This is a genomic window from Klebsiella oxytoca NBRC 105695, from assembly GCF_001598695.1.
In the GTDB taxonomy this organism is placed as follows: Bacteria; Pseudomonadota; Gammaproteobacteria; order Enterobacterales; family Enterobacteriaceae; genus Klebsiella; species Klebsiella oxytoca.
In genome coordinates, this window is sequence record NZ_BCZK01000021.1 from 38,211 (window position 1) to 62,156 (window position 23,946).

The 23,946-nt window shown below is 57.8% G+C and carries 19 protein-coding genes; 12 read left to right on the top strand and 7 right to left on the bottom strand.

Going from position 1 to position 23,946, the window contains the following annotated elements:
* Positions 1 to 34: 34 nt before the first annotated feature.
* Both KO1_RS25080 and KO1_RS25085 read right to left on the bottom strand, forming a co-directional pair.
* A complete protein-coding gene (locus KO1_RS25080) occupies positions 35 to 1,480 on the bottom strand; it encodes a M20 family metallopeptidase (RefSeq protein WP_024274263.1) in 1,446 nt (481 codons plus the stop codon).
* Entirely contained in the window at positions 1,480 to 2,790 is a 1,311-nt protein-coding gene (locus KO1_RS25085) for a M20 family metallo-hydrolase (protein WP_024274262.1), read from the bottom strand. The genes KO1_RS25080 and KO1_RS25085 overlap by 1 nt, the downstream gene beginning before the upstream one ends.
* Before the next feature lie 166 nt (positions 2,791 to 2,956).
* On the opposite strand from KO1_RS25085, the gene KO1_RS25090 reads away from it, so the two are divergent.
* Together KO1_RS25090 and smrA are read left to right on the top strand one after the other, a co-directional pair.
* The gene (locus tag KO1_RS25090; RefSeq protein WP_004102561.1) at positions 2,957 to 3,865 is read left to right on the top strand and encodes a LysR family transcriptional regulator; all 909 of its coding nucleotides are present in this window, start codon (positions 2,957 to 2,959) and stop codon (positions 3,863 to 3,865) included.
* A 102-nt stretch (positions 3,866 to 3,967) separates the two neighbouring features.
* Positions 3,968 to 4,531, top strand: a complete 564-nt coding sequence (gene smrA, locus KO1_RS25095; RefSeq protein ID WP_024274261.1) for a DNA endonuclease SmrA — start codon at positions 3,968 to 3,970, stop codon at positions 4,529 to 4,531.
* Here the strand turns inward: smrA and KO1_RS25100 are convergent.
* Positions 4,528 to 5,334 (bottom strand): IclR family transcriptional regulator domain-containing protein, encoded by an 807-nt coding sequence (locus KO1_RS25100; protein WP_004102558.1) that lies wholly within the window; start codon positions 5,332 to 5,334, stop codon positions 4,528 to 4,530. The genes smrA and KO1_RS25100 overlap by 4 nt on opposite strands.
* 167 nt (positions 5,335 to 5,501) lie before the next feature.
* Between KO1_RS25100 and KO1_RS25105 the strand changes: the two genes are divergently transcribed.
* From KO1_RS25105 to pcaC, 6 genes are read left to right on the top strand one after another with little or no spacing between them, the layout of a single operon-like run.
* Entirely contained in the window at positions 5,502 to 6,188 is a 687-nt protein-coding gene (locus KO1_RS25105; protein WP_004102556.1) for a 3-oxoacid CoA-transferase subunit A, read from the top strand.
* A gap of 10 nt (positions 6,189 to 6,198) precedes the next feature.
* Positions 6,199 to 6,855 carry a 3-oxoacid CoA-transferase subunit B gene (locus KO1_RS25110; protein ID WP_004102554.1) on the top strand — a complete coding sequence of 219 codons (657 nt, stop codon included), beginning with the start codon at positions 6,199 to 6,201 and terminating at the stop codon, positions 6,853 to 6,855.
* Positions 6,856 to 6,865: 10 nt separating this feature from the next.
* Positions 6,866 to 8,068 (top strand): 3-oxoadipyl-CoA thiolase, encoded by a 1,203-nt coding sequence (gene pcaF / locus KO1_RS25115; protein WP_023321098.1) that lies wholly within the window; start codon positions 6,866 to 6,868, stop codon positions 8,066 to 8,068.
* A 9-nt stretch (positions 8,069 to 8,077) separates the two neighbouring features.
* Positions 8,078 to 9,430, top strand: a complete 1,353-nt coding sequence (locus tag KO1_RS25120) for a 3-carboxy-cis,cis-muconate cycloisomerase (protein WP_064407163.1) — start codon at positions 8,078 to 8,080, stop codon at positions 9,428 to 9,430.
* Positions 9,420 to 10,190, top strand: coding sequence for a 3-oxoadipate enol-lactonase (gene pcaD, locus KO1_RS25125; protein ID WP_064407166.1), 771 nt, complete (start codon positions 9,420 to 9,422; stop codon positions 10,188 to 10,190). The genes KO1_RS25120 and pcaD overlap by 11 nt, the downstream gene beginning before the upstream one ends.
* Positions 10,180 to 10,563 carry a 4-carboxymuconolactone decarboxylase gene (gene pcaC / locus KO1_RS25130; protein WP_004113382.1) on the top strand — a complete coding sequence of 128 codons (384 nt, stop codon included), beginning with the start codon at positions 10,180 to 10,182 and terminating at the stop codon, positions 10,561 to 10,563. Before pcaD ends, pcaC begins: the two co-directional genes overlap by 11 nt.
* Before the next feature lie 83 nt (positions 10,564 to 10,646).
* On the opposite strand, the gene fumA is transcribed toward pcaC, so the two are convergent.
* The gene (fumA, locus tag KO1_RS25135) at positions 10,647 to 12,302 is read right to left on the bottom strand and encodes a class I fumarate hydratase FumA (RefSeq protein ID WP_064407168.1); all 1,656 of its coding nucleotides are present in this window, start codon (positions 12,300 to 12,302) and stop codon (positions 10,647 to 10,649) included.
* 52 nt (positions 12,303 to 12,354) lie between these two features.
* Positions 12,355 to 13,860, bottom strand: a complete 1,506-nt coding sequence (locus KO1_RS25140) for an anion permease (protein WP_004102542.1) — start codon at positions 13,858 to 13,860, stop codon at positions 12,355 to 12,357.
* A gap of 627 nt (positions 13,861 to 14,487) precedes the next feature.
* Between KO1_RS25140 and KO1_RS25145 the strand changes: the two genes are divergently transcribed.
* Entirely contained in the window at positions 14,488 to 17,265 is a 2,778-nt protein-coding gene (locus KO1_RS25145; protein ID WP_064407169.1) for a flavocytochrome c, read from the top strand.
* 65 nt (positions 17,266 to 17,330) lie between these two features.
* Positions 17,331 to 18,281, top strand: a complete 951-nt coding sequence (locus KO1_RS25150; protein ID WP_004102540.1) for an FAD:protein FMN transferase — start codon at positions 17,331 to 17,333, stop codon at positions 18,279 to 18,281.
* Here KO1_RS25150 and dcuR read toward each other — a convergent pair.
* Entirely contained in the window at positions 18,262 to 18,981 is a 720-nt protein-coding gene (gene dcuR, locus KO1_RS25155; protein WP_016807965.1) for a two-component system response regulator DcuR, read from the bottom strand. The two genes, KO1_RS25150 and dcuR, sit on opposite strands and share 20 nt — an antisense overlap.
* A complete protein-coding gene (locus tag KO1_RS25160; protein WP_016807964.1) occupies positions 18,978 to 20,597 on the bottom strand; it encodes a sensor histidine kinase in 1,620 nt (539 codons plus the stop codon). The genes dcuR and KO1_RS25160 overlap by 4 nt, the downstream gene beginning before the upstream one ends.
* Before the next feature lie 377 nt (positions 20,598 to 20,974).
* Between KO1_RS25160 and KO1_RS25165 the strand changes: the two genes are divergently transcribed.
* Both KO1_RS25165 and mqo read left to right on the top strand, forming a co-directional pair.
* Positions 20,975 to 21,880 (top strand): N-acetylmuramic acid 6-phosphate etherase, encoded by a 906-nt coding sequence (locus tag KO1_RS25165; RefSeq protein WP_004113377.1) that lies wholly within the window; start codon positions 20,975 to 20,977, stop codon positions 21,878 to 21,880.
* Positions 21,881 to 22,178: 298 nt separating this feature from the next.
* On the top strand, positions 22,179 to 23,834 hold the full coding sequence (gene mqo, locus KO1_RS25170; protein ID WP_064407170.1) for a malate dehydrogenase (quinone): 1,656 nt from the start codon (positions 22,179 to 22,181) through the stop codon (positions 23,832 to 23,834).
* Positions 23,835 to 23,946 lie beyond the last annotated feature (112 nt).

The following is a 23,946-nucleotide window of genomic DNA, read 5'->3' on the forward strand; positions in this document are numbered from 1 at the left end:
AACGCGTTGCTGTACTCCATCCGGAGGTCTTTTATTATTTTAAAATCGAAGGTTTAACGTCCTGCGGGATCGGACACCGGTAGGGCCTTTCGGCTAAAACCTGTGCCAGTTCCTGCTGACTGGTAGTCAGTAGCGACCTGTCGCTGAACAAACGAATGGCCGTTGCAGCCAGTATTTTCCCCGCCAGAAGCATTCCTTTGTGAGCGATGGAGGTTCTGCCCTGGCTCACCAGTTGCCAGGTATGCAGCGGCGTCCCGACGGCAAAGCAGGGGCTGAAGCATTGGGCTACGGGAGCTTTCCAGCTTACGTCGCCGACGTCGGTAGAGCCCGCAAGGATGTTATCGGTAGCCGCCCACGGCGCCACTTCATCGATAAGGATCGTCTCGCGGTGGCGGCGGGCGAATGCTTTCCCCTCGTCTCCGCTGGTATCGGCGATGTTTTTCAGGCTGTTATGAATATCGTTAGCGCTTAAGGTCGCGCGAATTTCGTCGGCGAAAGCGCGCTCTTCCTCGCTCCAGTGCGGCGTGCCGTAATGGCATACCGCCTGATACATCGCCGCTTCCAGGGGGCGGTTGGGGAGATAGCTGGAACAGGCTTTTTCGAAGCGGCAACTGACGCTGGTCTCGGTCATCAGCGCGGCGCCCTGGGCGATTTTTTCGATCCGGGCGAAGATTTGCTGTGCGTCGGCCATTTCCGGGGCGCGAATGAGATACAGCACTTCCGCCTGCGCCTGAACAACGTTAGGAGAGACGCCGCCGGTATCGGTGATGGCGTAGTGCACCCGCGCCTTTTCGATAATATGTTCGTTAAGGAAGTTGCTGCCGGTGGTCATCAGCGTCACGGCATCCAGCGCGCTGCGGCCAAGATGCGGAGAGTTTGCCGCGTGCGCCGCGGTGCCAGTAAACCGCCATGCCGCCTGAATGTTGGCAAGGGTACTGGTGCTGAACATCCCGGCCCAGGCTTCCGGGTGCCAGGTCAGGGCGGCGTCGATGTCATCGAATAACCCCTCGCGGACCATAAAGGTCTTCCCGGAACCGCCTTCCTCGCCGGGACATCCGTAGAAACGAAGCGTGCCGACGCCGCCTTGTTGCAGCAGCCAGTTCCTGGCGGCGACCGCCGCGGCGAAAGCCGCCGTACCAAGCAGGTTATGCCCGCACCCGTGGCCGTTTTCCCCCGGCGTTGGAGATGCGGGCGCTGCGCAGTAAGCCTGCTGGCTGAGCCCCGCCAGGGCGTCAAATTCGCCGAGCAGGGCAATTACCGGTTGGCCTTCACCAAAACTGGCGATAAAGGCGTTGGGGATCCCGCCCGCATTGCGGGTCAATTGAAAACCTTCCGCTTCCAGCGCATCGGCCAAACGCGCGGCGGACCAGAACTCCTGAAAGCGGGTTTCCGGATGATCCCAGATATCATCGGCAATCGCGCAAAAATCGTTGCGCCGCCCCTCAATAATGTCATCGACAAATTGATAAACCTGTTCCATTACACACCTCGCTGCCAGGGAAAGTTCAGGGCGATGCGCGCTAACGTGGCGACGGCCTGGGTCATCACGCTTTCGTCGAAATCGAATTTTTCGTTGTGGTGGCCAGCGCTCAGTTCCGTGCCGAATATCATGTATGAGGCGAGACCGCCGCGCTCCTGGACCCGGGCCATCATCAGGGTGGCATCTTCGGAACCCGCCGGGGCAGCGATACGATCGACGGCCTGCTTAACGCCGGGGACCTGCGCTGTCTGTTGACGCAGATAGTCCACCCACGCCGGCGACGGGGCGCTGGAGGTGGCCGCGCCCATCAGGTGCAACTGGTAGCTGGCTGCATACATCGTCGCTGCGCCGGCGATAGCCTGCTTGGCCCGCTCAAATACGTACTGGTTAATAGCGTCGGTTTCGCCCCGGGTTTCGACTTTTAATAGCGCGGAGGAGGGAACTACGTTACGCCCGGTACCGGCCTGCATGACGCCGACGTTAACCCTTGATGCCCCGGCGCTATGTGGCGCGATGGCATGCAGGGCAAGGGCGGCTTGAGCCGCAGCCAGCAGCGCATTACGTCCATCTTCAGGTTTACCGCCAGCGTGGGCGGCGACGCCGCTGAACTGCACATCGAATTTGGTGGTGGCCATAAAGTTATCGCCGCCGCAAACGACGGTACCGGCAGGGACGCCGGTACCGATATGAATGGCGGTGAAGTAGTCCACGTCATCAAGTACGCCCGCCGCCACCATGGCGCGAGCGCCGCGGGTACCTTCTTCTGCCGGCTGGAAAATCAGCTTAATCGTCCCGTTGAGCTGCGCGGCATATTCCTTGAGCACGTGCGCCAGCCCCAGGCCGATTGCGGTATGACCGTCGTGGCCGCAGGCATGCATCATGCCTTCGTTGCAGGAGGCAAAACGATCGCGATGCGGACGATGATTATCGTCGTGCTGCTCGTTGAGATCGAGCGCATCCATATCGACGCGAAACGCCAAAGTCGGCCCGGGCCGCCCGGTGTCGAGCGTCGCTACCACCCCGGCGAAGCCGCCTTCAAACGCAGGTAGCCAGCGCCCCGGTGCACCCTGGGCGCGAGCGCGCTGGAACGCCTGCGCCAGCGTCTCTTCATCAGGCAGCCCCATACGGCTATCGGCATCGATAACGTCGCGCCCCAGCGCCAGCTGATAACCCAGAGCGTCTAATATCTCCGCCACCTTGCTGGCGGTGCGGAACTCCAGCCAGCCGGATTCCGCATGCAGGTGAAAATCGCGACGCCATTCGATCATTTTTGGCGCCAGCTGGCGGATGAATTCATTAAGTTGCGGCATAACCTTTCCTGTCATAATCAAAAACTGTGATAGTGTTCACGAAGTGATAGCGTTTGCTTATCGCTATGCCCTTTCATGCATACTCACCCTTAACCTGCCACAGCATGATCGATTACAGTAGATGTCATTTTCTTCTGTCTGATAAACATTGGTTATCACTTGCGATATGTCATTTCAGATTAAATTTCATCAGATTCGCGCCTTTGTTGAGGTCGCGCGTGAAGGCAGTATTCGCGGCGCCAGTCGGGCGTTGGCGATTTCGCAGCCGGCGTTAACTAAAGCGATTAAAGAGCTGGAAGAAGGGCTCTCCGCACAGCTGTTTGTGCGCCGTAGCCAGGGGGTGGCGCTGACTGAAAACGGCGAAAGCTTTTATCAACATGCGAGCCTGATTCTGGAAGAGCTACGGGCGGCGCAGGATGAGTTGCTGCAGCGCCAGGGAGAAAAGGCCGGGCAGATTAATATCGGCCTTGGCGCCAGCGTAGCGCGATCGCTGATGCCTTCGGTCATTTGCCGTTTTCATCAGCAGCATCCGCTGGTGAAGGTGCGGATTATGGAAGGTCAGCTGCTGGCGATGATTAATGAACTGCGGCAGGGTGAGCTGGACTTCACTATCAATACTTACTATCCCGGTCCGTACGATCATGAATTCAGTTTTGAGAAGCTATTTGAGAAACCCTTTGCGGTATTCGCCCGCGCCGGTCACCCGGCGGCAAAAGCGACTTCACTCAAGGCGTTGCTCGAACATCACTGGACGATGCCGACGCCGCGTGGCAGCTATTTCAAACAGTTACAGGAAATGTTTAACCAGGCCGGACTGGCGCCGAAAGTGGATATCGTTTGCGAGACTTTCTCTTCGTGCATCAGTCTGGTGGTGAAAAGCGATTTTCTCAGCATTCTGCCGGTAGAACTGGGTAACGACCCGATGATGGCGGATAAGCTGGTGATGATCCCCATCTGCGAAGCATTACCCAAAGCCACCTACTATCTGATTCAGCGCCGCGATATGCGGCAAACGCCTTTGACGGCATCATTAATCACCCTGTTTCGTCGCCAAAGTCGTCAACTGTTTCCCTAATCGCCTCGGGCCTCCGATTTGCCAGCATAAATGGCTAAACGCGTTGAGGAGGCGTCGTGAGGCGGCTATAGTACCCTCCCGGTAGTAGCTGGAGGAACGCGCATGAACCTTGACGACAAATCCCTATTTCTTGGCGCCATGGAGGACGTTCAGCCTCTGAAACGCAACAACGATGTTCACTGGCATCCCGAGCGGAAAACCCGCGCCGTACAGCGGGTTGACACCCTGCAGCTGGATAACTTTTTGACCACCGGTTATCTCGATATCGTGCCGCTGGCCACCGCGCTGGAGTTTAAACGCGAAGGGCTGCAAAGCGGCGTGCTGGAGAAGCTCCGGCGCGGCAAATATGGCCAGCAGGCGAGCCTTAATCTGCTGCGTCAGCCGGTGGAAAAGTGCCGACAGATGTTATTTGCTTTTGTGGTTCAGGCGCAAAAAGAGGGGCTGCGGAATCTGCTGATCGTTCATGGCAAAGGGCGCGACGACAACGCGCACGCCAATATTATCCGTAGCTACCTGTCGCGCTGGCTGGTGGAGCTACCGGAAGTCCAGGCGTTCTGCGCGGCGCTACCGCACCACGGCGGCAGCGGCGCCTGCTACGTGGCGCTACGAAAATCGCCCGAGGCTAAGCTGGAGAACCGGGAGCGCCACGCCAAGCGCAGCCGCTAGCGCATCAGCAGCGTTAATTCCCGGGCTGCCTTCTGGAGCTCGGGTAATACGCGTTCGAGCATCTCCTGGGCGGAAACCTGTCCGGCGTGCACCCCGACGTTCAGCGCCGCCTGAATCTGGCCCTGGGGATTAAACAGCGGTACCGCCAGCGAGCGCAGCCCCATCTCCAGCTCCTGATCGTTGAGCGCATAACCCTGCTGACGTACGCGTTTGAGCTCAGCGCGCAGCCTGGCGACCGAATCAACGGTTTGCGGGGTGTAGCGAATCATCGTAACCCGACCCAGCATATCGTTCAGCTTCTCTTCCGGCTGATAGCTCAGGAGCACGCGCCCCATTGACGTTGCCCATGCCGGCAGGCGGCTGCCGATGTCCAGGTCGATGGTCATAATTCGCGAGCTGGAGGCGCGGGCGATATAAAGAATATCGTCGCCGTCGAGGGTGGCGATAGAGCAGGATTCATTGAGCATTTCGCTTAAATGCTTGAGTACCGGCTGCGCCGAGCGCGCCAGCGGCGTGGAGGCCAGCCAGGCGTGGCCCAGCGCCAGAATTTTCGGCCGCAGCTGGAAATTTTTACCATCTTCGGCGTACACAAACCCCAGCTTGCTTAGCGTATACAGACAGCGACGTACCGCCGCGCGCGGAATGCCGGTTTTTTGACTGATTTGCGAAATAGAGAGCAGCGGGCGCTGCGGAGTGAACGCCTGGATCACTTCCAGACCGCGCGCCAGCGAGGCCATGAAGTTGGGATCGCCCTTAAACGGCTCGCTATCGCCGGTCAATAAATCGTCTGGATGTTTCTCCATTTTCCTCTCCCAATTTGCCGTCGATCACATTCTTTCGCTAAACATACACGATGTTCGATTATCGCACCATATTTCGATTATCGCCCTTGACCAGCATCGTTAAGCGGGTCACATTTTGTGCGAACAACGAATAAAAGTGCGATTACCGCACATACGGGAGCGACCTGATGATTGATAAAAGCGTGTCGACGCTAAGTGATGCCATCGCCGGGATCCACGACGGGGCGACGATTATGATTGGCGGTTTTGGCCCCGCCGGCCAGCCAACGTACCTGATAGATGCCTTGATAGAACAGGGGGCCCGCGATTTAACCATTATCAACAACAATGCGGGCAATGGCGAAGTGGGACTGGCGGCGCTGCTGAAAGCCGGGCGGGTGCGCAAAATGATCTGCTCGTTCCCTCGGCAGGTTGACTCGCAGATTTTCGATGACCTCTATCGCCGCGGCAAAGTCGAGCTGGAGCTGGTTCCGCAGGGGAACCTCGCGGCGCGTATTCAGGCGGCAGGGGCGGGTCTCGGCGCGGTTTTCACTCCAACCGGCTACGGTACGCCGCTGGCGGAAGGGAAAGAGACTCGCGAGATCGACGGGCGTCACTATGTGCTCGAATATCCTATCAAGGCCGACTTTGCGTTGATCAAAGCCCATCAAGGCGATCGCTGGGGAAACCTGGTATACCGCAAGGCGGCGCGCAACTTCGGCCCGATTATGGCGACCGCCGCGAAAACCACTATCGTGGAAGTCTCGCAGCTGGTGCCCCTCGGTAGCCTTGACCCGGAGAGCATCATTACCCCGGGCATTTTTGTTCAGCGCGTCTTCTCCCTGGAAAACCTGATTGCCGCTAAAAGCGCCTGAGGACCCCGTTATGCAAAAACTGACTCGCGATGAGATGGCCCAGCGCGTGGCTCGCGATATACCTGAAGGCGCTTATGTCAATCTGGGGATCGGCTTGCCTACCCGCATTGCTAACTATCTTCCCGCTGATAAAGAAATCTTTCTGCACAGCGAAAATGGCCTGCTGGGGATGGGGCCGAAACCGCTGCCGGGGGAAGAGGACCCGGAGCTGATTAACGCCGGAAAAGAGTATGTGACTTTGCTTGAGGGGGGCTGCTATTTCCATCACGGCGACTCCTTCGCCATGATGCGCGGCGGTCATCTCGATATCTGCGTACTCGGCGCTTACCAGGTCTCCGCCAGCGGCGATCTGGCGAACTGGAGCACCGGCGCGCCCGACGCGATACCTGCCGTTGGCGGGGCGATGGATCTGGCCATTGGTGCTCGTCAGGTCTTCGTGATGATGGATCACCTGACCCGCGACGGTGAATGCAAGCTGGTAGAGCACTGCACCTATCCGCTGACCGGCGTCGGCTGCGTAAGCCGCATCTATACCGACCTGGCGGTCATCGATATCAGCGAAAGCGGTCCGGTGGTACGGGAAATCTTTAACGGCCTCTCTTTTGAGGAACTGCAGCGCATCACTCCGGTGACGCTGACTTTTGCACAACTGGCGGAAAGCGCGTAAGGAACCTATGATGAATCAGGCATTTATCTGTGATGCGGTGCGTACGCCGTTTGGTCGCTTTGGCGGTACTCTTGCCACCGTACGCGCCGACGATCTGGCGGCACTGCCGCTCAAGGCGCTACTGGAGCGCAACCCGGGCCTCGATCCGGCGCGCATTGATGATGTGATTTATGGCTGCGCTAACCAGGCGGGTGAAGATAACCGCAACGTCGCGCGGATGGCGCTGCTGCTGGCTGGCTTGCCGGAAAGCGTGCCGGGCAGTACCGTCAATCGCCTGTGCGGTTCCAGCCTCGATGCGATCGGCATCGCAGCGCGCGCGATTAAAAGCGGCGAAACTCAGCTGATGGTCGCCGGCGGCGTGGAGAGCATGTCGCGGGCGCCGTTTGTGATGGGCAAGGCCGAAAGCGCCTTTAGCCGCACGATGCAGATGGAAGATACCACCATCGGCTGGCGCTTTATCAACCCGCAGATGAAAGCGCTGTACGGCGTGGATTCGATGCCGGAAACGGCGGAGAACGTGGCCGGTGATTTCGCCATTTCTCGTGCCGATCAGGATGCGTTTGCGCTGCGCAGCCAGCTGCGCACAGCGGCGGCGCAGGAAGCGGGGCGATTTGCCGACGAGCTGATCGCCGTCTCGGTGCCGCAGCGTAAGGGTGAACCGCTACTCTTTAGCCGCGACGAGCACCCGCGCAGCACCACGGCGGAGGCGCTGGCCAGGCTGCGCGGCGTGGTGCGCGCCGACGGTACGGTGACGGCAGGCAACGCCTCCGGAGTTAACGACGGCGCCTGTGCGCTGCTGTTAGCCAACGAGCAGGCGCTGACCGCCAATGATTTACAGCCGCTGGCGCGCGTAGTGGGCGTCGCGACGGCAGGCGTTGCGCCGCGAATTATGGGATTTGGTCCGGCGCCGGCGGTGCGTAAAGTGCTGGCGCAAACCGGGTTAACGCTTGGGCAGATGGACGTCATTGAACTGAATGAAGCCTTTGCCGCTCAGGCGCTGGCGGTCACGCGCGATCTGGGTTTGCCCGACGATGCGGCGCACGTCAATCCTAACGGCGGCGCCATTGCCCTCGGTCATCCGCTGGGCGCCTCCGGCGGTCGTCTGGCAATGACCGCAGCGTATCAACTGCGTCGTACCGGCGGGCGCTATGCGCTGTGCACTATGTGTATCGGCGTTGGTCAGGGGATCGCGCTGATAATTGAACGCGTTTAAGGAGCCATAATGAGTTTGTTGACCCCGATGCTGCGTACCAGCCCGCTGACAGACTGGTTCAGCGATGTACAGCGGGTGCAGGGGATGCTGGACTTTGAGGCCGCTCTGGTTCGCGCCGAGGTCGAATGCGGCCTCGTGCCGCAGACGGCGCTCAATCCCATCATCGAGAGCTGCCGGCACGAAAAAATCGACTTTTCCGCGCTGGGGCAGGCCGCCGCCAGCGCCGGGAATCTGGCGATCCCGCTGGTCAAACAGCTGACCGCTCGGGTCAAAGAGCGGAATGAGGCGGCGGCGCGCTACGTGCACTGGGGGGCCACCAGCCAGGATGCTATCGATACCGGTTTTATTCTACAGCTGCGCGGCGCGCTGGCGGAAACGGAATCTCTGTTACAGCGTCTGCTCGACGCATTAGCCCGTCAGGCGGAGCGCCATCAGGATACGGTGATGCCTGGCCGTACCTGGATGCAGCATGCGCTGCCGGTCACTTTCGGCCTGAAGCTTGCCGGGACGCTGGATGCGCTGCTGCGCTGGCAGGTGCGTCTGCGAGAGATGCGGGCAAGGGTGCTGGCGCTGCAGTTTGGCGGCGCAGCGGGCACCCTGGATTCCCTAAAAACGCAGGCGCCGCCGATCGCCGCCGCGCTGGCGAAAGCGCTCGACCTGCTGCTTCCGGACGCGCCCTGGCACAGCCAGCGCGACCGGATGCTGGAAGTCGGGGCATGGTACGCAGGCGTCTGCGGTACGCTGGGTAAATTCGCGAATGATTTTTCTCTACTGATGCAAACCGAAGTGGCAGAGGTGGGTGAACCGGTTGCCGAAGGGCGCGGCGGTTCGTCAACCATGCCGCACAAACGTAACCCGATCTCCTGCGCCGCTATTTTGACCGCCGCTCAGCGAACGCCGGGCCTGGTGGCGACGCTGTATGCTGGCCAGATCCAGCAGCATGAGCGGGCGTTGGGCGGCTGGCAGGCGGAATGGGAAACGCTGCCGGAGCTCATCACCCTCGTCGGCGGCGCGCTGACGCAGAGCGAGGCGCTGGTCAGCGACATGCAGGTCTTCGCGCACAAGATGCGCGCCGACCTTGAGATGACCCACGGTCTGATTATGGCTGAGGCTGTTACCCTGGCGCTGGCGGAATTTATCGGTAAAGCCGAGGCCCATCACCGGGTTGAAGCGCTGTGTCGTCAGGCGCTGGATACGTCTCGCTCATTGCTGAGCGTGCTGGAAAACGATCCGCTGGTCAGCGAGCATCTCTCCGCCAGCCGCTTAACCCAACTGCTGGACCCGGCAACGGCGACCGGCAGCTCAGCACTCTTCGTGCGCCAGGTCGTGGCGCGATATAAGGAGCAACGTCTTGAATGTTGATTATCAGATTGACGGGCCGCAAGACGCGCCGGTCATCGTTCTCTCTAACTCGCTGGGCACCACCCGGGCGATGTGGCAGCCGCAGATCGAGGCGTTGACGCAGCATTTTCGCGTGCTGCGCTACGATACCCACGGTCATGGCGCCACGCGTAAAAATGGTAAAGTGACGCTGGCGCAGCTCGGCGAAGATGTGGTTGCGCTGCTCGATCATCTTAATATTGCCAAAGCCTGGTTTTGCGGAATTTCCATGGGCGGTCTGACCGGTCTGTGGCTGGGACGCTTTGCTCCGGAACGTTTTTACGGGCTGGTCGTCGCCAACACCGCCGCGCGTATTGGTGACCAGGCAAGCTGGCTGTCGCGCGCCCGCGCGGTGCGTCAGGAAGGTATGGAAGTGGTGGCCGCAGGCGCGGCGGATCGCTGGTTTACCCACGCGTTTCGTCAGAAGACGCCGGAAGTGGTGGCAGCGCTCTGTCACCAGTTGACCCATATCGATGCGGAAGGCTATGCGGCCTGCTGTGAAGCGCTGGCCGCCGCCGATCTGCGCGCTGAGGTCGGGCAGATTGCCGTTCCGGTGCTGATCGTTGCCGGTGAAAGTGACCCTGTCACGACAGTGGCCGATGCGAACTTTCTGCATCAGCAGATCGCGGCCTCTGAGGTAGTGGTGCTGGCGGCATCGCATTTATCGAATATCGAAGCGCCGCGGGCGTTTAGCTCGGCGCTGCTGGGCTTTATTGAGGGGGAACAACAGCATGGACGATAAACAGCGTTATCAGCAGGGAATGACGGTTCGTCGCAAGGTGCTTGGCGATACGCATGTCGATAAGACGCTGCAAAAGCTGACGCCGCTGAATGAAGAGTTCCAGGACTTCATTACCCGCTACGCCTGGGGAGAGACCTGGACCCGACCGGGGCTCGATCACCATACCCGCAGTATGATCACCATCGCCATGCTGATTGCCCTGAATCGCGAGGCTGAGCTGAAAATGCATCTGCGGGCGGCGTTTAATAACGGTGTTACCCGCGATGAGTTAAAAGAGTTAATTATGCACTCCGCGCTTTACTGCGGCCTGCCCGCGGCCAACGCGACGATGCATCTGGCGCAGCAGGTGTTTGATGAGATGGATGCTGTTTAGCCGCCACCCGGCAGGTTTGTCGCTCATCTCAGGCCGTCACGCGACGGCCTTCGACAGTGACCCGCCGCCAGGGGCGGGTAATATCACCCTCTTTGCTGTGAACAGCCCGCGCACTGCTTATTCTGGATCTGCTGGAAGAAATCGTTGCCTTTGTCATCCACCAGAATAAATGCCGGGAAATTTTCCACTTCGATTTTCCAGATGGCTTCCATACCCAGTTCCGGCCAGGCCACGCACTCCAGGCTCTTAATACTCTGCTGCGCCAGTACCGCAGCCGGGCCGCCGATGCTGCCGAGGTAAAAACCGCCGTGCTTGCGGCAGGCGTCGGTCACCTGCTGGCTGCGGTTGCCTTTGGCCAGCATGACCATGCTTGCGCCGTGGGATTGCAGCAGATCAACGTAGGAATCCATACGGCCAGCGGTAGTCGGGCCAAGGGAGCCTGACGCATAGCCTTCCGGAGTTTTCGCCGGGCCCGCGTAGTAAATCGGATGATCTTTAACGTACTGCGGCAGTTCCTCACCGTTATCGATAAGCTCTTTCAGCTTCGCGTGGGCGATATCGCGGGCCACAATAATGGTACCGTTGAGCGTCAGACGCGTTGAAACCGGGTGGGCGGAAAGCTGGGCCAGAATCTCGCTCATCGGCTGATTAAGGTTAATGCTGACGACCCTGCCTTCACCCTGCTGGCGCAGGTGTTCAGGAATATACTGGCCCGGATTGCTCTCCAGTTTCTCAATCCAGATACCGTGGCGGTTGATTTTGGCTTTGATATTGCGATCCGCTGAACAGGAGACGCCCATGCCTACCGGGCACGACGCGCCGTGGCGCGGCAGGCGGATGACGCGAATATCGTGAGCGAAATATTTACCGCCGAACTGCGCACCGAGGCCGAGGTTTTGCGCTGCGAGCTGCAGCTCATTTTCCAGCTGAATATCGCGGAAGGCCTGGCCGTGCTCGTTGCCTTCGGTCGGCAGGCCGTCGTAATACTTCGTTGAGGCCAGCTTAACGGTTTTCAGCGTGGCCTCTGCCGAGGTGCCGCCAATCACAAAGGCAATATGGTACGGTGGACAGGCGGCCGTGCCGAGCGTGCGCATTTTCTCGACGAGATAGTTTTTCAGCTTCGCTGGGGTGATTAACGCCTTGGTTTCCTGATACAGATAGGTTTTGTTGGCCGAGCCGCCGCCTTTGGCCATACAGAGGAATTTATATTCGTCGCCGTCAACGCTATAGAGATCAATCTGCGCCGGAAGATTGGTGCCGGTGTTGACCTCTTTATACATATCCAGCGCGGCGTTCTGCGAATAGCGCAGGTTGTCTTCGGTATAGGTGTTATAGACGCCGCGGGCGAGGGCCGCCTCATCGCCGCCGCCGGTCCATACGCGCTGGCCTTTCTTGCCCATAATAATCGCCGTACCGGTATCCTGGCAGGTGGGCAGCACGCCTTTCGCCGCGATTTCAGAATTGCGCAGAAACTGCAGCGCCACGTATTTATCGTTGTCGCTGGCTTCAGGGTCGAGAAGGATTTGCGCGACCTGTTTCTGATGATCCACCCGCAGCATAAATGCCGCATCGTGGAAGGCCTGCTGCGCCAGCAGAGTGAGGGCCTGAGGATCGATTTTGAGGATCTCCTGGCCTTCGAACTCGGTCACGGAAACGTGATCCTTGCTCAGCAGATAGTATTCAGTCTTATCTTGCACTAACGGAAAGGCTTCCTGATAGACAAAAGGTTTAGTCGACATTGCTTTGCTCCCTAAGAGTAAAACCGCCGGAGTTGGCCCCGGCGGTTATGAATCAGAACATCATGGACATCCACGGATAGCCAATCAGCAGCAGGGCAGCCAGGAAGATGGCGCCGAAAATCGTACCAAGACGCCAGTAGTCTTTGGTCGGCAGATAGCCGCTGCCGTAGTAAATCGGGCTGGGGCCGGTACCGTAGGGGGTAATAATCCCCATCACGCCGAGCGAGGTCACCATCAGCAGCACGAAGACCTGCATGTTCATACCCGGGATGGTGGAGGCGATAGTCAGCATCGCCGGCAGCAGCGCGGTGGTGTGGGCGGTGGTACTGGCAAACAGATAGTGCAGCAGATAGAACGCCAGCAGGAGGATAACGGTAGCCACGCCCGGAGAGATGCCGCTCATTAGCGCGCCGCCTTCTTTACCCAGCCAGGCGATAAAGCCGGTGGAGGAGAGACCGTCGGCCAGCGCCACCAGGGTCGCAAACCAGGCGAAGGTATTCCATGCCGCTTTATTACTGGTGATATCGTTCCATGAGAGTACGCCGGTCCATAGCATCAGCACGATAACCAGCAGGGCGGCCAGCGCCGGTTCAATCCACTCGGCGGCGAAGATCCACATCATCAGCGCGAAGCAGACGAAGACCAGCAGCAGGATTTCATTGCGCGACAGGCGGCCAAGTTTTTCCAGCTCGCGGGCGGCCCACAGCGGCACTTCATCGTTGACTTTGACTTCTGGCGGATAGAACCAGTAGGCCAGCAGCGGCATTGCCAGAATCAGCAGGATACCCAGCGGCAGGAAAGCGATAAACCAGGTGCCCCAGGAGATATTGATTCCAACAATGCTTTTCACCAGCGCCAGAGCCAGCAGGTTCGGCGCCAGAGCTGAGAGAAACATCGAGCTGGTGATACAGGCGGCGGTGATCGCCACCCACATCAGGTAGGAGCCGATGCGGCGCGCGCTTGGGTCATTGGGTTTTGAGCCATAAAGCGGCGGCAGGTTAGCGATAATCGGGTAGATGGTCCCCCCGCTGCGCGCGGTGTTGGAGGGGGTAAACGGCGCCAGTAGCAGATCGGCGAAGGTGATGGCGTAGCCCAGCGTCAGGCTACGGCGGCCAAGATATTTCACCAGAATGAGCGCCAGACGGCGGCCAAACTGGGTCTTATCGTAGCCTGCGGCAAACATAAAGGCGCCGAAGATCAGCCACACGGTGGAGTTACCGAAACCGCTCACCGCCCATTTAAAGGAGGCGCCGGCAAGCTTAAAGCCGGGTGCGGCGAGCTGTTCAGGACTGAACAGCAGCCACTGGCTGCACAGGGCAATCACCACCACGCCGGTAATACCGATGACCGCGCCGGGCAGCGGTTCAAAGATTAGACCGACGATGACGCCGACGAAAATGGCAAAGTAGTGCCAGGCGTAAGGGGGCAGGCCCTCGGGCACCGGGATGAACAACAGCAGGACGGCAACGATAATGGGCATCGCCATCATCAGTAGACGTTTATAAGCAGCCTGGGGGGCTGCACCGGCAGGCGGTATGGTTGTCTTTTTCTCTTTCATAATGAGTATCTGCAAGTAGTTAAAAATTGGGTTTTGTCACCGACCAACCTTTCGATTTCTTTAGTTGCAAAACTTACTTTAATTATTAATCGTCGATTCTGGTTATGCCGATGACCATTATTTAACGCTTTTTGTTGGGCGCTAAATTAAAAAGATTGGTTATTTATATATTGCGCTTTCATGCGGTATTGCAATTGATTGAGATCAAAAAAAGCGGGTTGTTGAGCAAATTTTTATTATCTCTAATAACCCTGTTTAGTGAGGTGTTTATTTGTATGAAATATAGATAGATGTTAAATATAAATTGAGCTCGATAAAGTAATTAAAATTTATCTTGTTGAAATATATGTCTATTTATTGGTTTCCTGGTGGGGGCTCATGTTAACAATGGTTTCCTGATTGTTATGATTAGTCCTGTTTTTGTGAATAATTTATTTTTAATTAATAATACAAAGGAGGTATTGGTGTTATTGCTGGTATTAAATAGTTTTTTAACTAACGTAATATCTTTGGTAACTAAAAAAAGCGCTATATTATGGGCATGACTTAAGGGATTACTAAATACAAGCAAAAACAATTCCGTCGCCTGATTCTCAATTTTTAATATTTATAATCTGGAGCGTCATTATGACCAGTTATCCACGAATTTTGCGTCCTTTTACTTTACCGAACGGTACCGAGCTTAAAAACCGCCTGTTAATGGCGCCGATGACAACCTGTACCGGTTATTTTGACGGAACCGTAACCAGCGAACTGGTGGAGTACTATCGCGCTCGCGCCGGCAGTATCGGCACCATCATTGTTGAATGCTGCTTTATCGATGATTACGGCCTGGCATTCCCGGGCGCTATCGGCATCGATAACGATGAAAAAATAGCCGGACTGGCGAAAATCGCCGCCGCTATCAAAGCGGAAGGCTCAAAAGCGATTCTGCAGATTTACCACGGCGGCCGGATGGTCGATCCGCAGCTTATCGGCGGACGCCAGCCGGTCGCGCCCAGCGCCATTGCCGCGCCGCGCGATGGCGCTGCGACGCCGCGTGCGCTGAGCGGTGATGAAGTTGAAGGCATGATCGCGAAGTTTGGCGACGGCGTGCGCCGCGCCATTCTGGCCGGGTTCGACGGCGTAGAAATTCACGGCGCGAATACCTATCTGATCCAGCAATTTTATTCGCCAAACTCTAACCAGCGCGACGACGAGTGGGGCGGCAGCCGCGACAATCGAGCGAAATTCCCGCTGGCAGTGCTGGATATCACTCATAAAATGGCCCGCCAGTACGCCGACGATGCCTTTATCATCGGCTATCGTTTCTCCCCGGAAGAGATGGAAGTCCCGGGCATCCGTTTTGATGACACCCTGTATCTGCTGGAAAAGCTGGCCGCCCGCGGCGTGGATTATCTCCACTTCTCCGTTGGCGCAACGCTGCGCCCGTCGATTGTCGATACCACCGATCCCACGCCGCTAATTGAAAAATATTGCGCCATGCGCTCTGAAACCCTGGCTCAGGTGCCGGTGATGGGCGTGGGCGGGGTCGTTAACGCAGCCGATGCGGAGCAGGGGCTGGATCATGGCTATGATCTGATGGCGGTGGGGCGTGCCTGCATTGCTTACCCTGACTGGGCGGCGCGCATTGCCGCCGGCGAAGAGCTGGAATTGTTTATTGACAGCACCCAGCGTGAAGCTCTGAACATCCCGGAACCGCTGTGGCGCTTCTCGCTGGTGGAGGCAATGATCCGCGATATGAGCATGGGCGACGCCAAATTCAAACCGGGGATGTTCGTCGAAACCGTTCAGGACGACGCCAACGAGCTGGTTATCAACGTCAGCCTTGAAAACGACCGCATCGCCGATATCGAGCTGGCGGCAAGCCCGGTGCAGACCGTCGAGTTCACCACCAGCTTTGAAGAGATCCGCGAACGTATTCTCAGCGCTAATACCCCGCACGTGGATGCGATTTCCGGCGCAACCAGCCAGAGCGAAGCGGTGAAAAAAGCGGTGTCCAAAGCGATGCTGAAGTCCAGTAAAGCGCTGGCCGCCGAAGAGGGCGCGGGCGATGCGGCGCCGAAAAGCTACGATGTGGTGGTGGTCGGCAGCGGCGGAGCCGGGCTGGCGGCGGCGATTCAGGCGCACGATGAAGGCGCGAGCGTGCTGATCGTTGAAAAAATGCCGACCATTGGCGGCAACACGATTAAAGCTTCAGCCGGGATGAACGCCGCAGAGACCCGCTTCCAGCGCGTGAAAGGTATTGAAGATAGCAAAGAGCTGTTTTACCAGGAAACGCTGAAAGGCGGTAAGAACAAAAACGACCCGCAGCTGCTGCGCCGCTTCGTGGAAAATGCGCCGGAAGCCATTGAGTGGCTGGCGCGTCGCGGCATTATGCTTAACGATATCACCACTACCGGCGGAATGAGCATCGACCGCACCCACCGTCCGCGCGACGGGTCGGCGGTCGGCGGCTACCTGATCAGCGGCCTGGTGCGTAATATCACTAAACGCGGGATCGATGTCTTGCTGGATACGTCGGTTGAAGAGATCCTGATGACCGACGATGAGGTGAGCGGCGTACGCCTGCTTAACGATGAACAAGAAACCGTTGTGGTACAGACGAAGAGCATTGTCGTGGCTACCGGCGGCTTCAGCGCCAACAGCGCGATGGTGGTGAAATACCGCCCGGATCTGGCCGGCTTCGTGACCACCAACCATCGAGGGGCGACCGGCGGCGGTATCGCGCTGCTTGAACGCATCGGGGCCGGGACGGTGGATATGGGCGAAATCCAGATTCACCCGACCGTCGAGCAGCAAACCTCGTATCTGATTTCCGAGTCGATCCGCGGCGGCGGGGCGATTCTGGTGAACCAGCAGGGCAACCGCTTCTTCAACGAAATGGAGACCCGCGATAAGGTTTCCGCCGCGATTATCGCGCTGCCGGAGCACTTCGCTTATATCATCTTTGACGAGCACGTCCGGGCGAAAAACAAAGCCGCCGACGAGTACATTGCTAAAGGTTTCGTCACCAGCGCCAGCTCGCCGCGCCAGCTGGCGGAGAAACTGGGGATGGATTACCATGCCTTCCTCGATACGCTGGAACGCTATAATGGTTTTGTTGAAAAACAGCATGACGATGATTTTGGCCGCACTACCGCGCTGCGCGCGCCGATTAATGAAGGCCCGTACCATGCGATTCGCATCGCCCCGGGGGTTCACCACACGATGGGGGGCGTGACCATCAATACGGAAACCGCGGTATTGAACGCCGGTCAACAGCCGATTGCGGGCGCTTTTGCTGCAGGTGAAGTGGTTGGCGGCATCCACGGCGGTAACCGCATCGGCGGTAACGCAGTGGCCGATATCATTATCTTCGGTACCCTCGCGGGCCATCAGGCGGCGAAACGCGCCAGAGGTTAAGCGTCAGCGACACCTGCCGGGCTGGCAAATAGACGGCCCGGCTTCTTATCTCTCAGGAGTATGATATGTCCGACAACCGCGTCTACAGCTACTCCGCCGTGCTGATGGGGTCGCCCATTCTCCTCAAGCTCTATGTTCACGATGAACCGCTCGCTTCACGCGTTTTTCAGCTGATTAAGGGCTACGAAGATCTTTTCACCGTTAACCGCGCGCACTCCCAGGTGATGGATATCAACCAGGCCGCCGGGCGGCATCCGGTGACGGTAAGCCGTCCGGTCTACGCGCTGATCAAATGCGCCAAAGCCGCCAGCATGGTGCGCGACAGCGCGTTTAATCTGGCGATTGGCCCGCTGGTGAAGTTGTGGCGCATCGGTTTTCAGGGCCGCAGCGTGCCCGCGGCACCCGATATTGCCGCCCGACTGGCGCTAACGCGTCCGCAGGATGTGATCCTCGATGATGCCGCCAGTAGCGTCTACCTTGCGCGGACGGGGATGGAGATCGATCTTGGGGCCATTGCCAAAGGCTATATCGCCGATCGGGTGCGCGACTATTTGCAGCAGCAAGGCATAAACGCCGCGCTGATTAATCTCGGCGGCAACGTCCACACGCTCGGTGAGTGGTCTATCGGGCTGAAAAAGCCGTACTCAGCGGCGGATGCGCTGATCGGCAGCATTGCGGTGGCGGGGCAGTCGGTGGTGACCTCGGGCATTTACGAACGCTATTTCGAGCAGGATGGCAAACGCTGGCACCATATACTCGATCCGCGCAGCGGTTATCCGCTGGATAATGAGCTGGAAAGCGTAACCATTATTTCCGCCGACTCGCTGGACGGCGATATCTGGACGACCCTGATTTATGGCCTTGGCGTGGAGAAAGGCTGCGCGGCCCTGCGCCAGCGTGAGGATATCGAAGCGATTTTCGTTACCAAAAACCGCGACGTTATTCTTTCTTCACAGCGCCGGTTCCGCTTTCAGCTGCTGGATGACGGCTACCGGCTTAGTGACTGTACTGCTTAAGCAGATTGTATTGCTCGGCTATCAGGTGATAGCGATACACCGGACGTCCGGTGGCGCCATAATGAATGCTGGTATAGAGAATGTTAATTTGCGCCAGCCAAATCAGGTATTTACGGCACGAGACCCGAGATATGTTCACCGCCGCCGCCAGTTCGTCGGTGGAAAACTCCACGTCCGGGTGGGCATCAATCCACTGACAGAGGGTGCGCAGCGTCTGGGGGGTTAAGCCTTTCGGCAATTTACGGGCATCCGCGGCATCCGGCACATTGCCGTGCAGCAGCCGGTCAACGTCCGCTTGTTCGTAATAGGGTTGACCGGTCATCAGCTTACGTTTTTCGCGCCAGGCGGTCAGCGCCTCTTCAAAACGCGGAAACTGGAAGGGTTTGATCAGATAGTCCACCACGCCGTAGCGCATAGAAGCCTGAACCGTCGCGGCGTCAGCGGCTGAGGTGATCATAATCACGTCGATGGCCCGTCCCGAGGCGCGGATAGCGGGCAGCAGATCCAGGCCGCTATCCTGCTGCATATAGACATCCAGCAGCACCAGGTCTATCTCCAGATCCTTGTCGTTAATCATCTCCCTGGCTTTACTCAACGTAGACGCGGTGCCGCTACAGCGGAAGCCGCTGACTCGTCCCACGTACAGGCGGTTCAGTTCAGCAACCATGGCATCATCGTCAACAATTAATACATTTATCACGCACTTTTCCTTTTACTGTCCCAGGGGAGGTGAACAAAAAATTGGGTAAACACACCGGGCTCGGATTCCACGGCCAGCGACCCGCCCAGTTCACGAAGCTGCTGGCTGGCGAGAAACAGCCCGACGCCGCGATTTTCGCCTTTGGTGGAGAAGCCTTTATTAAAAATATCCTCGATAAAGTCTGCCGGGATGCCGGGGCCATCATCGCTGACTTCACCGCTCAGCCAGCCGTTCTGATAATGCAGCAGCAGGCCGACTTCGCCTTCGGCCTGGCCGCTCATAGCATCCAGCGCGTTCTCGATTAAGTTGCCCAGCACCGTGACCAGCACGGTGACCTGTTTTTCATTCGGGCAGTCCGGCACCAGGCTCTCTTCGGCAAGGGTGAGGGTAAAACCTCGCTCCTTGGCGCGCTGTATTTTGCCGATCAAAAAGCCGGCCACCACTGGCGATTTGATCCGATGCTGGATTTCGCCGATATCCGCCTGATAGGTGTGGGCGGTCTGCAGCACGTACTCTTCCAGCTTATCGTAGCTTTTCATATTCAACAGGCCGAGAATTACGTGCAGCTTGTTCATAAACTCATGTGAGGTGGTGCGCAGGGCGTCGACATAGTTCACCATCCCGTCAAGCCGCTGCAGCAGCTGGCTGACTTCGGTCTTGTCGCGGAAGGTACTAATCGCGCCGACCACCTCATCCTGACTGCGGACCGGCACCGTATTACTGATCAGCAGCAGACCATTACAGCCGAGCTCCCGATCGTAGATCGGCTCGCCGGTATGTAAAACTTCCTGCAAATCAGCCAGCAGCGGCGTTTGCGCGATATCGCGTCCAGGGCCGCTAAACAGAACGTCGCGCGCGGCGGGGTTAATCAGCGTCACCTTGCCGTCGGCATCTACCGCCACCACCCCCTCTTTTAATGAATGCAGCATCGCCTGGCGTTGCTGGAACTGCGTTGAGATCTCCTGCGGCTCGAGGCCCAGCAGAACGCGCTTCAGGCCGCGAACCAGGCTCCAGGTACCGACGGCGCAAACCAGCGCGCTGAACAGTACGGTGAGGAGCACATCCCAGCGGCTGTCGGCGATCTGCGTATCGACTTTGCTCAGCGAAATACCAATCGCCACCACGCCGATTTGCCGGCGGCTATCGTCAAAGACCGGGGTGAATACCCGCAGCGCGGGGGCCAGCACGCCGTGATTGACGGCTACATTCTCTTTGCCCTTCAGCGTAGGCAGGATGTCATCGCCGATAAAGGGTTTGCCGATAATCTGGCCATCAGGATGCGAGTAGCGAATCCCGTCCATATCGGTCACGACGGCAAACAGCAGGCCATTGCGTTTGCTGACGGCCAGAGCCAGCGGCTGAATGATTCCGCGTTCAGGCGGCAGCGTCAGACCCCGCTTAACCTCAGGGGAGTCGGCCAGCGTCCGCGCCACCGCCAGCGCCGTATCCTTGACGCCATCGCGGGTTGCGCCGCTTATCTGCATAAACCACAGGGCGTAGACCAGAATCAATACGGAACCGATGACGCTGCCAATCATTAAGGTCACGGCGGTGCTCAGCTTCATACTCATCGGGCGTTTACGCGCGGGCGCTGCCTGCTGCGCTAATTCATTCATACCGACCCCAGGATAAAACGGTTAGATAGGTATTATCGCTGAATGCGTGGCTTTCATAAAGCCGTGTAATAAAAGCCAAATAACTCTGATACGCCAGCGTTGAAGATCGCGGTGGGGTTTATTCCGGATGTTTCCTGCGGGCGAAGCGTGCCGGATATTTACCTGGCTAAAAATCATTGTGCTCACCGGACCATTGCCTGAATAACGACCAGTCGATGGCTGAATGGCTTCAGGGGGGCAAAACTGTGACTCCCGTGGCGGTAAAGCGCGTCATGAAAGCTTTACACTGCAATTAATAGCCATGGTCAATGAAAGGGTTTGCCGCAGGCCAGCGCTTTCGCCCCCGAAGGTTCTTTCGGTTCTAAACGGAGGTTTTTATGAGCAGTAAGCCAACCGCTTCAATGATGGAACGACGCCACCCTGAAACTACCCATATAGAGAGTCTTGCCACCCTCGATATGCTGACGCTGCTGAATAAGGACGATCGGCAGATTGCCGAAGCGGTCGAAGCATGTTTGCCGGAGATCGCGCGTCTGATTGATAACGCCACGGCGACGCTGAGTCGGGGAGGGCGACTGGTGATTATCGGTGCCGGGGCGTCAGGTCGTGCCGCCGTGCAGACGGTAAGTGAGTTTACGCCGGAGGGGAAACATTCGCTGGTCGGACTTATCGCCGGCGGCCCTGCCGCTGCGCTGCAGGAGATGGAAACCGCAGCGAATGATTACGATCTTGGCGCCTTTGAACTACAGGCGTTACAGTTCAGCAACCAGGATATGCTGCTGGCGCTGACGGTAAGCGGCAAGACGCCGTGGGTCTGGGGGGCGATGCGCCATGCCTGGTCGCTGGGCGCGCCAATTGCGGTTCTGACGCAGCAGGCCAATAGCGAAGCCGCCCAGCTGGCGGATATTATTATCGCCCCGCAAACCGGGCCGGAAGCGGTGGCTGGCTTTGGCAATCCGAAGGCGCAAATTGCGCAGCGACAGATCCTCAATATGCTGACCACCGGGCTGGCTATTCGTAGCGGGCGAGTGTACGAAAACCTGCGCGTCGATCTGCAGGCCAGCACGCCGCGCTGGGCCGAGCGGCAGATTGCCATCGTAATGGCGGCGACGGCGTGCTCGCGCAGTGAGGCCAAAGCCGCGCTGGCCAGCTGCAATCAGCACTGCCGGACGGCAATCTTGATGCTTCTCAGCGGGCTGGATGCCTGGCAGGCGCGCGAGCTGCTGGCAGAGCATAACGACAGTCTGCGGATTGCGCTACGGGCAGCGCAGCCGGTGGCCTGAACTTAACCTGGCGGCGCGTATTTGCGCAATACGCGCCGATGAAGGCAATATCATTCCTCCGGTACGGCAATTTTATTCCTCACTAACCATCCGTTTACTCTGATTTAATTTTTCGGGTTGCAAATAAACCACCGATGCATATTTATTGCTTTGGGCAATATTTTACTTTTTTAAGTTAAAAAACCAGGTTAACAATAATTAGCTATGCGTGCGAATGTGTAAATGACATTTTAAAATAAAGTAAAAGTGCGTTAATATGCAGGCTCTTATTACACTTGTGCTATGTGATATTTCTATTATGCCTGCAATTAAAAATACGATTATATCTATGACCGCATTAGCGATGTTCGTCAGCTCGGCGACCTTCGCAAATGACGATACCTCGAAAAAAACCGATTTCCTGCTGATCGGCGGCGGCATCATGAGCGCGTCGCTGGGAACCTGGCTGCATGAGTTACAGCCGGACTGGAGTCAGGTCATGGTTGAGAAGCTGGATGGCGTCGCCCTGGAGTCCTCTAACGGCTGGAACAATGCCGGTACCGGGCACTCCGCGAATATGGAGCTGAACTATACGCCGGAACGCCCGGATGGCACCATTGACGTCAGCAAAGCGCTGGATATTAACGAACAATTTATGATCTCCCGCCAGTTCTGGACGGCGCAGGTCAAGCGCGGCATTTTGCACGATCCGCACTCCTTTATTAACTCCACCCCACATATGAGTTTTGTCTGGGGCGATAACGTGGATTATCTGCAAAAGCGCTATGCCGCGCTGCAGCAAACGACCTTATTCCAGGGGATGAAATTCTCCACCGATCACCAACAAATAAAACAGTGGGCGCCGCTGGTCATGGAAGGTCGCGATCCGCAGCAGCGCGTGGCGGCGACCTGGACACCGGTGGGTACCGACGTAAACTATGGGGAAATAACCCGTCAGCTGATCGGTAGTCTGAAGAAAAATAACAACTTCACCCTGCAAACGTCTTCTGAAGTGACCGCCTTTAAACGCAATGCTGATAATTCCTGGCACGTGACAATCAAAAACGTTAATAGCGGCGAAGAGCGGGCGATCGATGCGAAATACGTATTTATCGGCGCCGGCGGCGGTGCTCTGAAATTACTGCAAAAAACCGGTATTCCGGAGGCGGATAACTACGCCGGTTTCCCGGTGGGCGGCTCCTTCCTGATGACCGAAAACCCGGCGGTAACCAACGAGCATCGTCAAAAAGTTTACGGTCAGGCTTCGGTTGGCGCGCCGCCGATGTCGGTGCCGCACCTTGATGCCCGCTTCCTCGACGGCAAGCGCGTGGTGCTGTTTGGGCCGTTTGCGACCTTCTCAACTAAGTTCCTGAAAAACGGTTCCTTCCTCGACCTGCTGAGCACCACGACTACCAGTAACGTGCTGCCGATGACTCATGTCGGTCTGGATAACTTTGACCTGGTGAAATACCTCATCAGCCAGGTGATGCTCAGCGACGATGACCGCTTTGCCGCGCTGAAAGAGTACTATCCTGGCGCGCGCAGAGAGGACTGGAAGCTGATTCAGGCTGGCCAGCGCGTGCAGATCATCAAAAAAGATGCCGAGAAGGGCGGCGTACTGAAGTTGGGTACCGAAGTGGTGGTGGATGAACAGAAAACCATCTCCGCGCTGTTGGGCGCTTCGCCGGGGGCTTCCACCGCCGCGCCGATTGCCCTGAACGTGATCAAGCAGATGTTCCCGGCGCAGTTTAATTCCCCGGAATGGCAGAGCCGCATTCGCGATATCGTACCGAGCTATGGCCAGAAGCTGAACGGCAACGTCGCGCTGACCCAGCAGGTGTGGGATGATACCGCAGCGGCGCTACAGCTCACCAAACCGCCGGTGATTGAAATGAACGTCTCCGCTCCGGTAATGACCGCCAAACCGGCAGAGCCGAAGGCGGAAACATCGCCGCAGCACGATATGGCGCTGTAAGCCCACGTCGTTGACATTGCCCGGTGGCGGCTGACGCCTCACCGGGCCTACTGGCCTCTCTTCGCTGCCCCGGCGAAAACGCTAAATTGCTAAAATCTCTTCCCCCGGCGAT

Coding starts and splice junctions, on each gene's coding strand:
- KO1_RS25160 (WP_016807964.1), bottom strand. CDS start 20,597: ATGAATGAATTAGCGCAGCAGGCAGCGCCCGCGCGTAAACGCCCGATG.
- KO1_RS25110 (WP_004102554.1), top strand. CDS start 6,199: ATGCAAAAACTGACTCGCGATGAGATGGCCCAGCGCGTGGCTCGCGAT.
- KO1_RS25120 (WP_064407163.1), top strand. CDS start 8,078: ATGAGTTTGTTGACCCCGATGCTGCGTACCAGCCCGCTGACAGACTGG.
- pcaF (WP_023321098.1), top strand. CDS start 6,866: ATGAATCAGGCATTTATCTGTGATGCGGTGCGTACGCCGTTTGGTCGC.
- mqo (WP_064407170.1), top strand. CDS start 22,179: ATGCCTGCAATTAAAAATACGATTATATCTATGACCGCATTAGCGATG.
- KO1_RS25085 (WP_024274262.1), bottom strand. CDS start 2,790: ATGCCGCAACTTAATGAATTCATCCGCCAGCTGGCGCCAAAAATGATC.
- pcaC (WP_004113382.1), top strand. CDS start 10,180: ATGGACGATAAACAGCGTTATCAGCAGGGAATGACGGTTCGTCGCAAG.
- KO1_RS25090 (WP_004102561.1), top strand. CDS start 2,957: ATGTCATTTCAGATTAAATTTCATCAGATTCGCGCCTTTGTTGAGGTC.
- KO1_RS25145 (WP_064407169.1), top strand. CDS start 14,488: ATGACCAGTTATCCACGAATTTTGCGTCCTTTTACTTTACCGAACGGT.
- KO1_RS25100 (WP_004102558.1), bottom strand. CDS start 5,334: ATGGAGAAACATCCAGACGATTTATTGACCGGCGATAGCGAGCCGTTT.
- KO1_RS25080 (WP_024274263.1), bottom strand. CDS start 1,480: ATGGAACAGGTTTATCAATTTGTCGATGACATTATTGAGGGGCGGCGC.
- KO1_RS25165 (WP_004113377.1), top strand. CDS start 20,975: ATGAGCAGTAAGCCAACCGCTTCAATGATGGAACGACGCCACCCTGAA.
- KO1_RS25105 (WP_004102556.1), top strand. CDS start 5,502: ATGATTGATAAAAGCGTGTCGACGCTAAGTGATGCCATCGCCGGGATC.
- smrA (WP_024274261.1), top strand. CDS start 3,968: ATGAACCTTGACGACAAATCCCTATTTCTTGGCGCCATGGAGGACGTT.
- KO1_RS25150 (WP_004102540.1), top strand. CDS start 17,331: ATGTCCGACAACCGCGTCTACAGCTACTCCGCCGTGCTGATGGGGTCG.
- KO1_RS25140 (WP_004102542.1), bottom strand. CDS start 13,860: ATGAAAGAGAAAAAGACAACCATACCGCCTGCCGGTGCAGCCCCCCAG.
- fumA (WP_064407168.1), bottom strand. CDS start 12,302: ATGTCGACTAAACCTTTTGTCTATCAGGAAGCCTTTCCGTTAGTGCAA.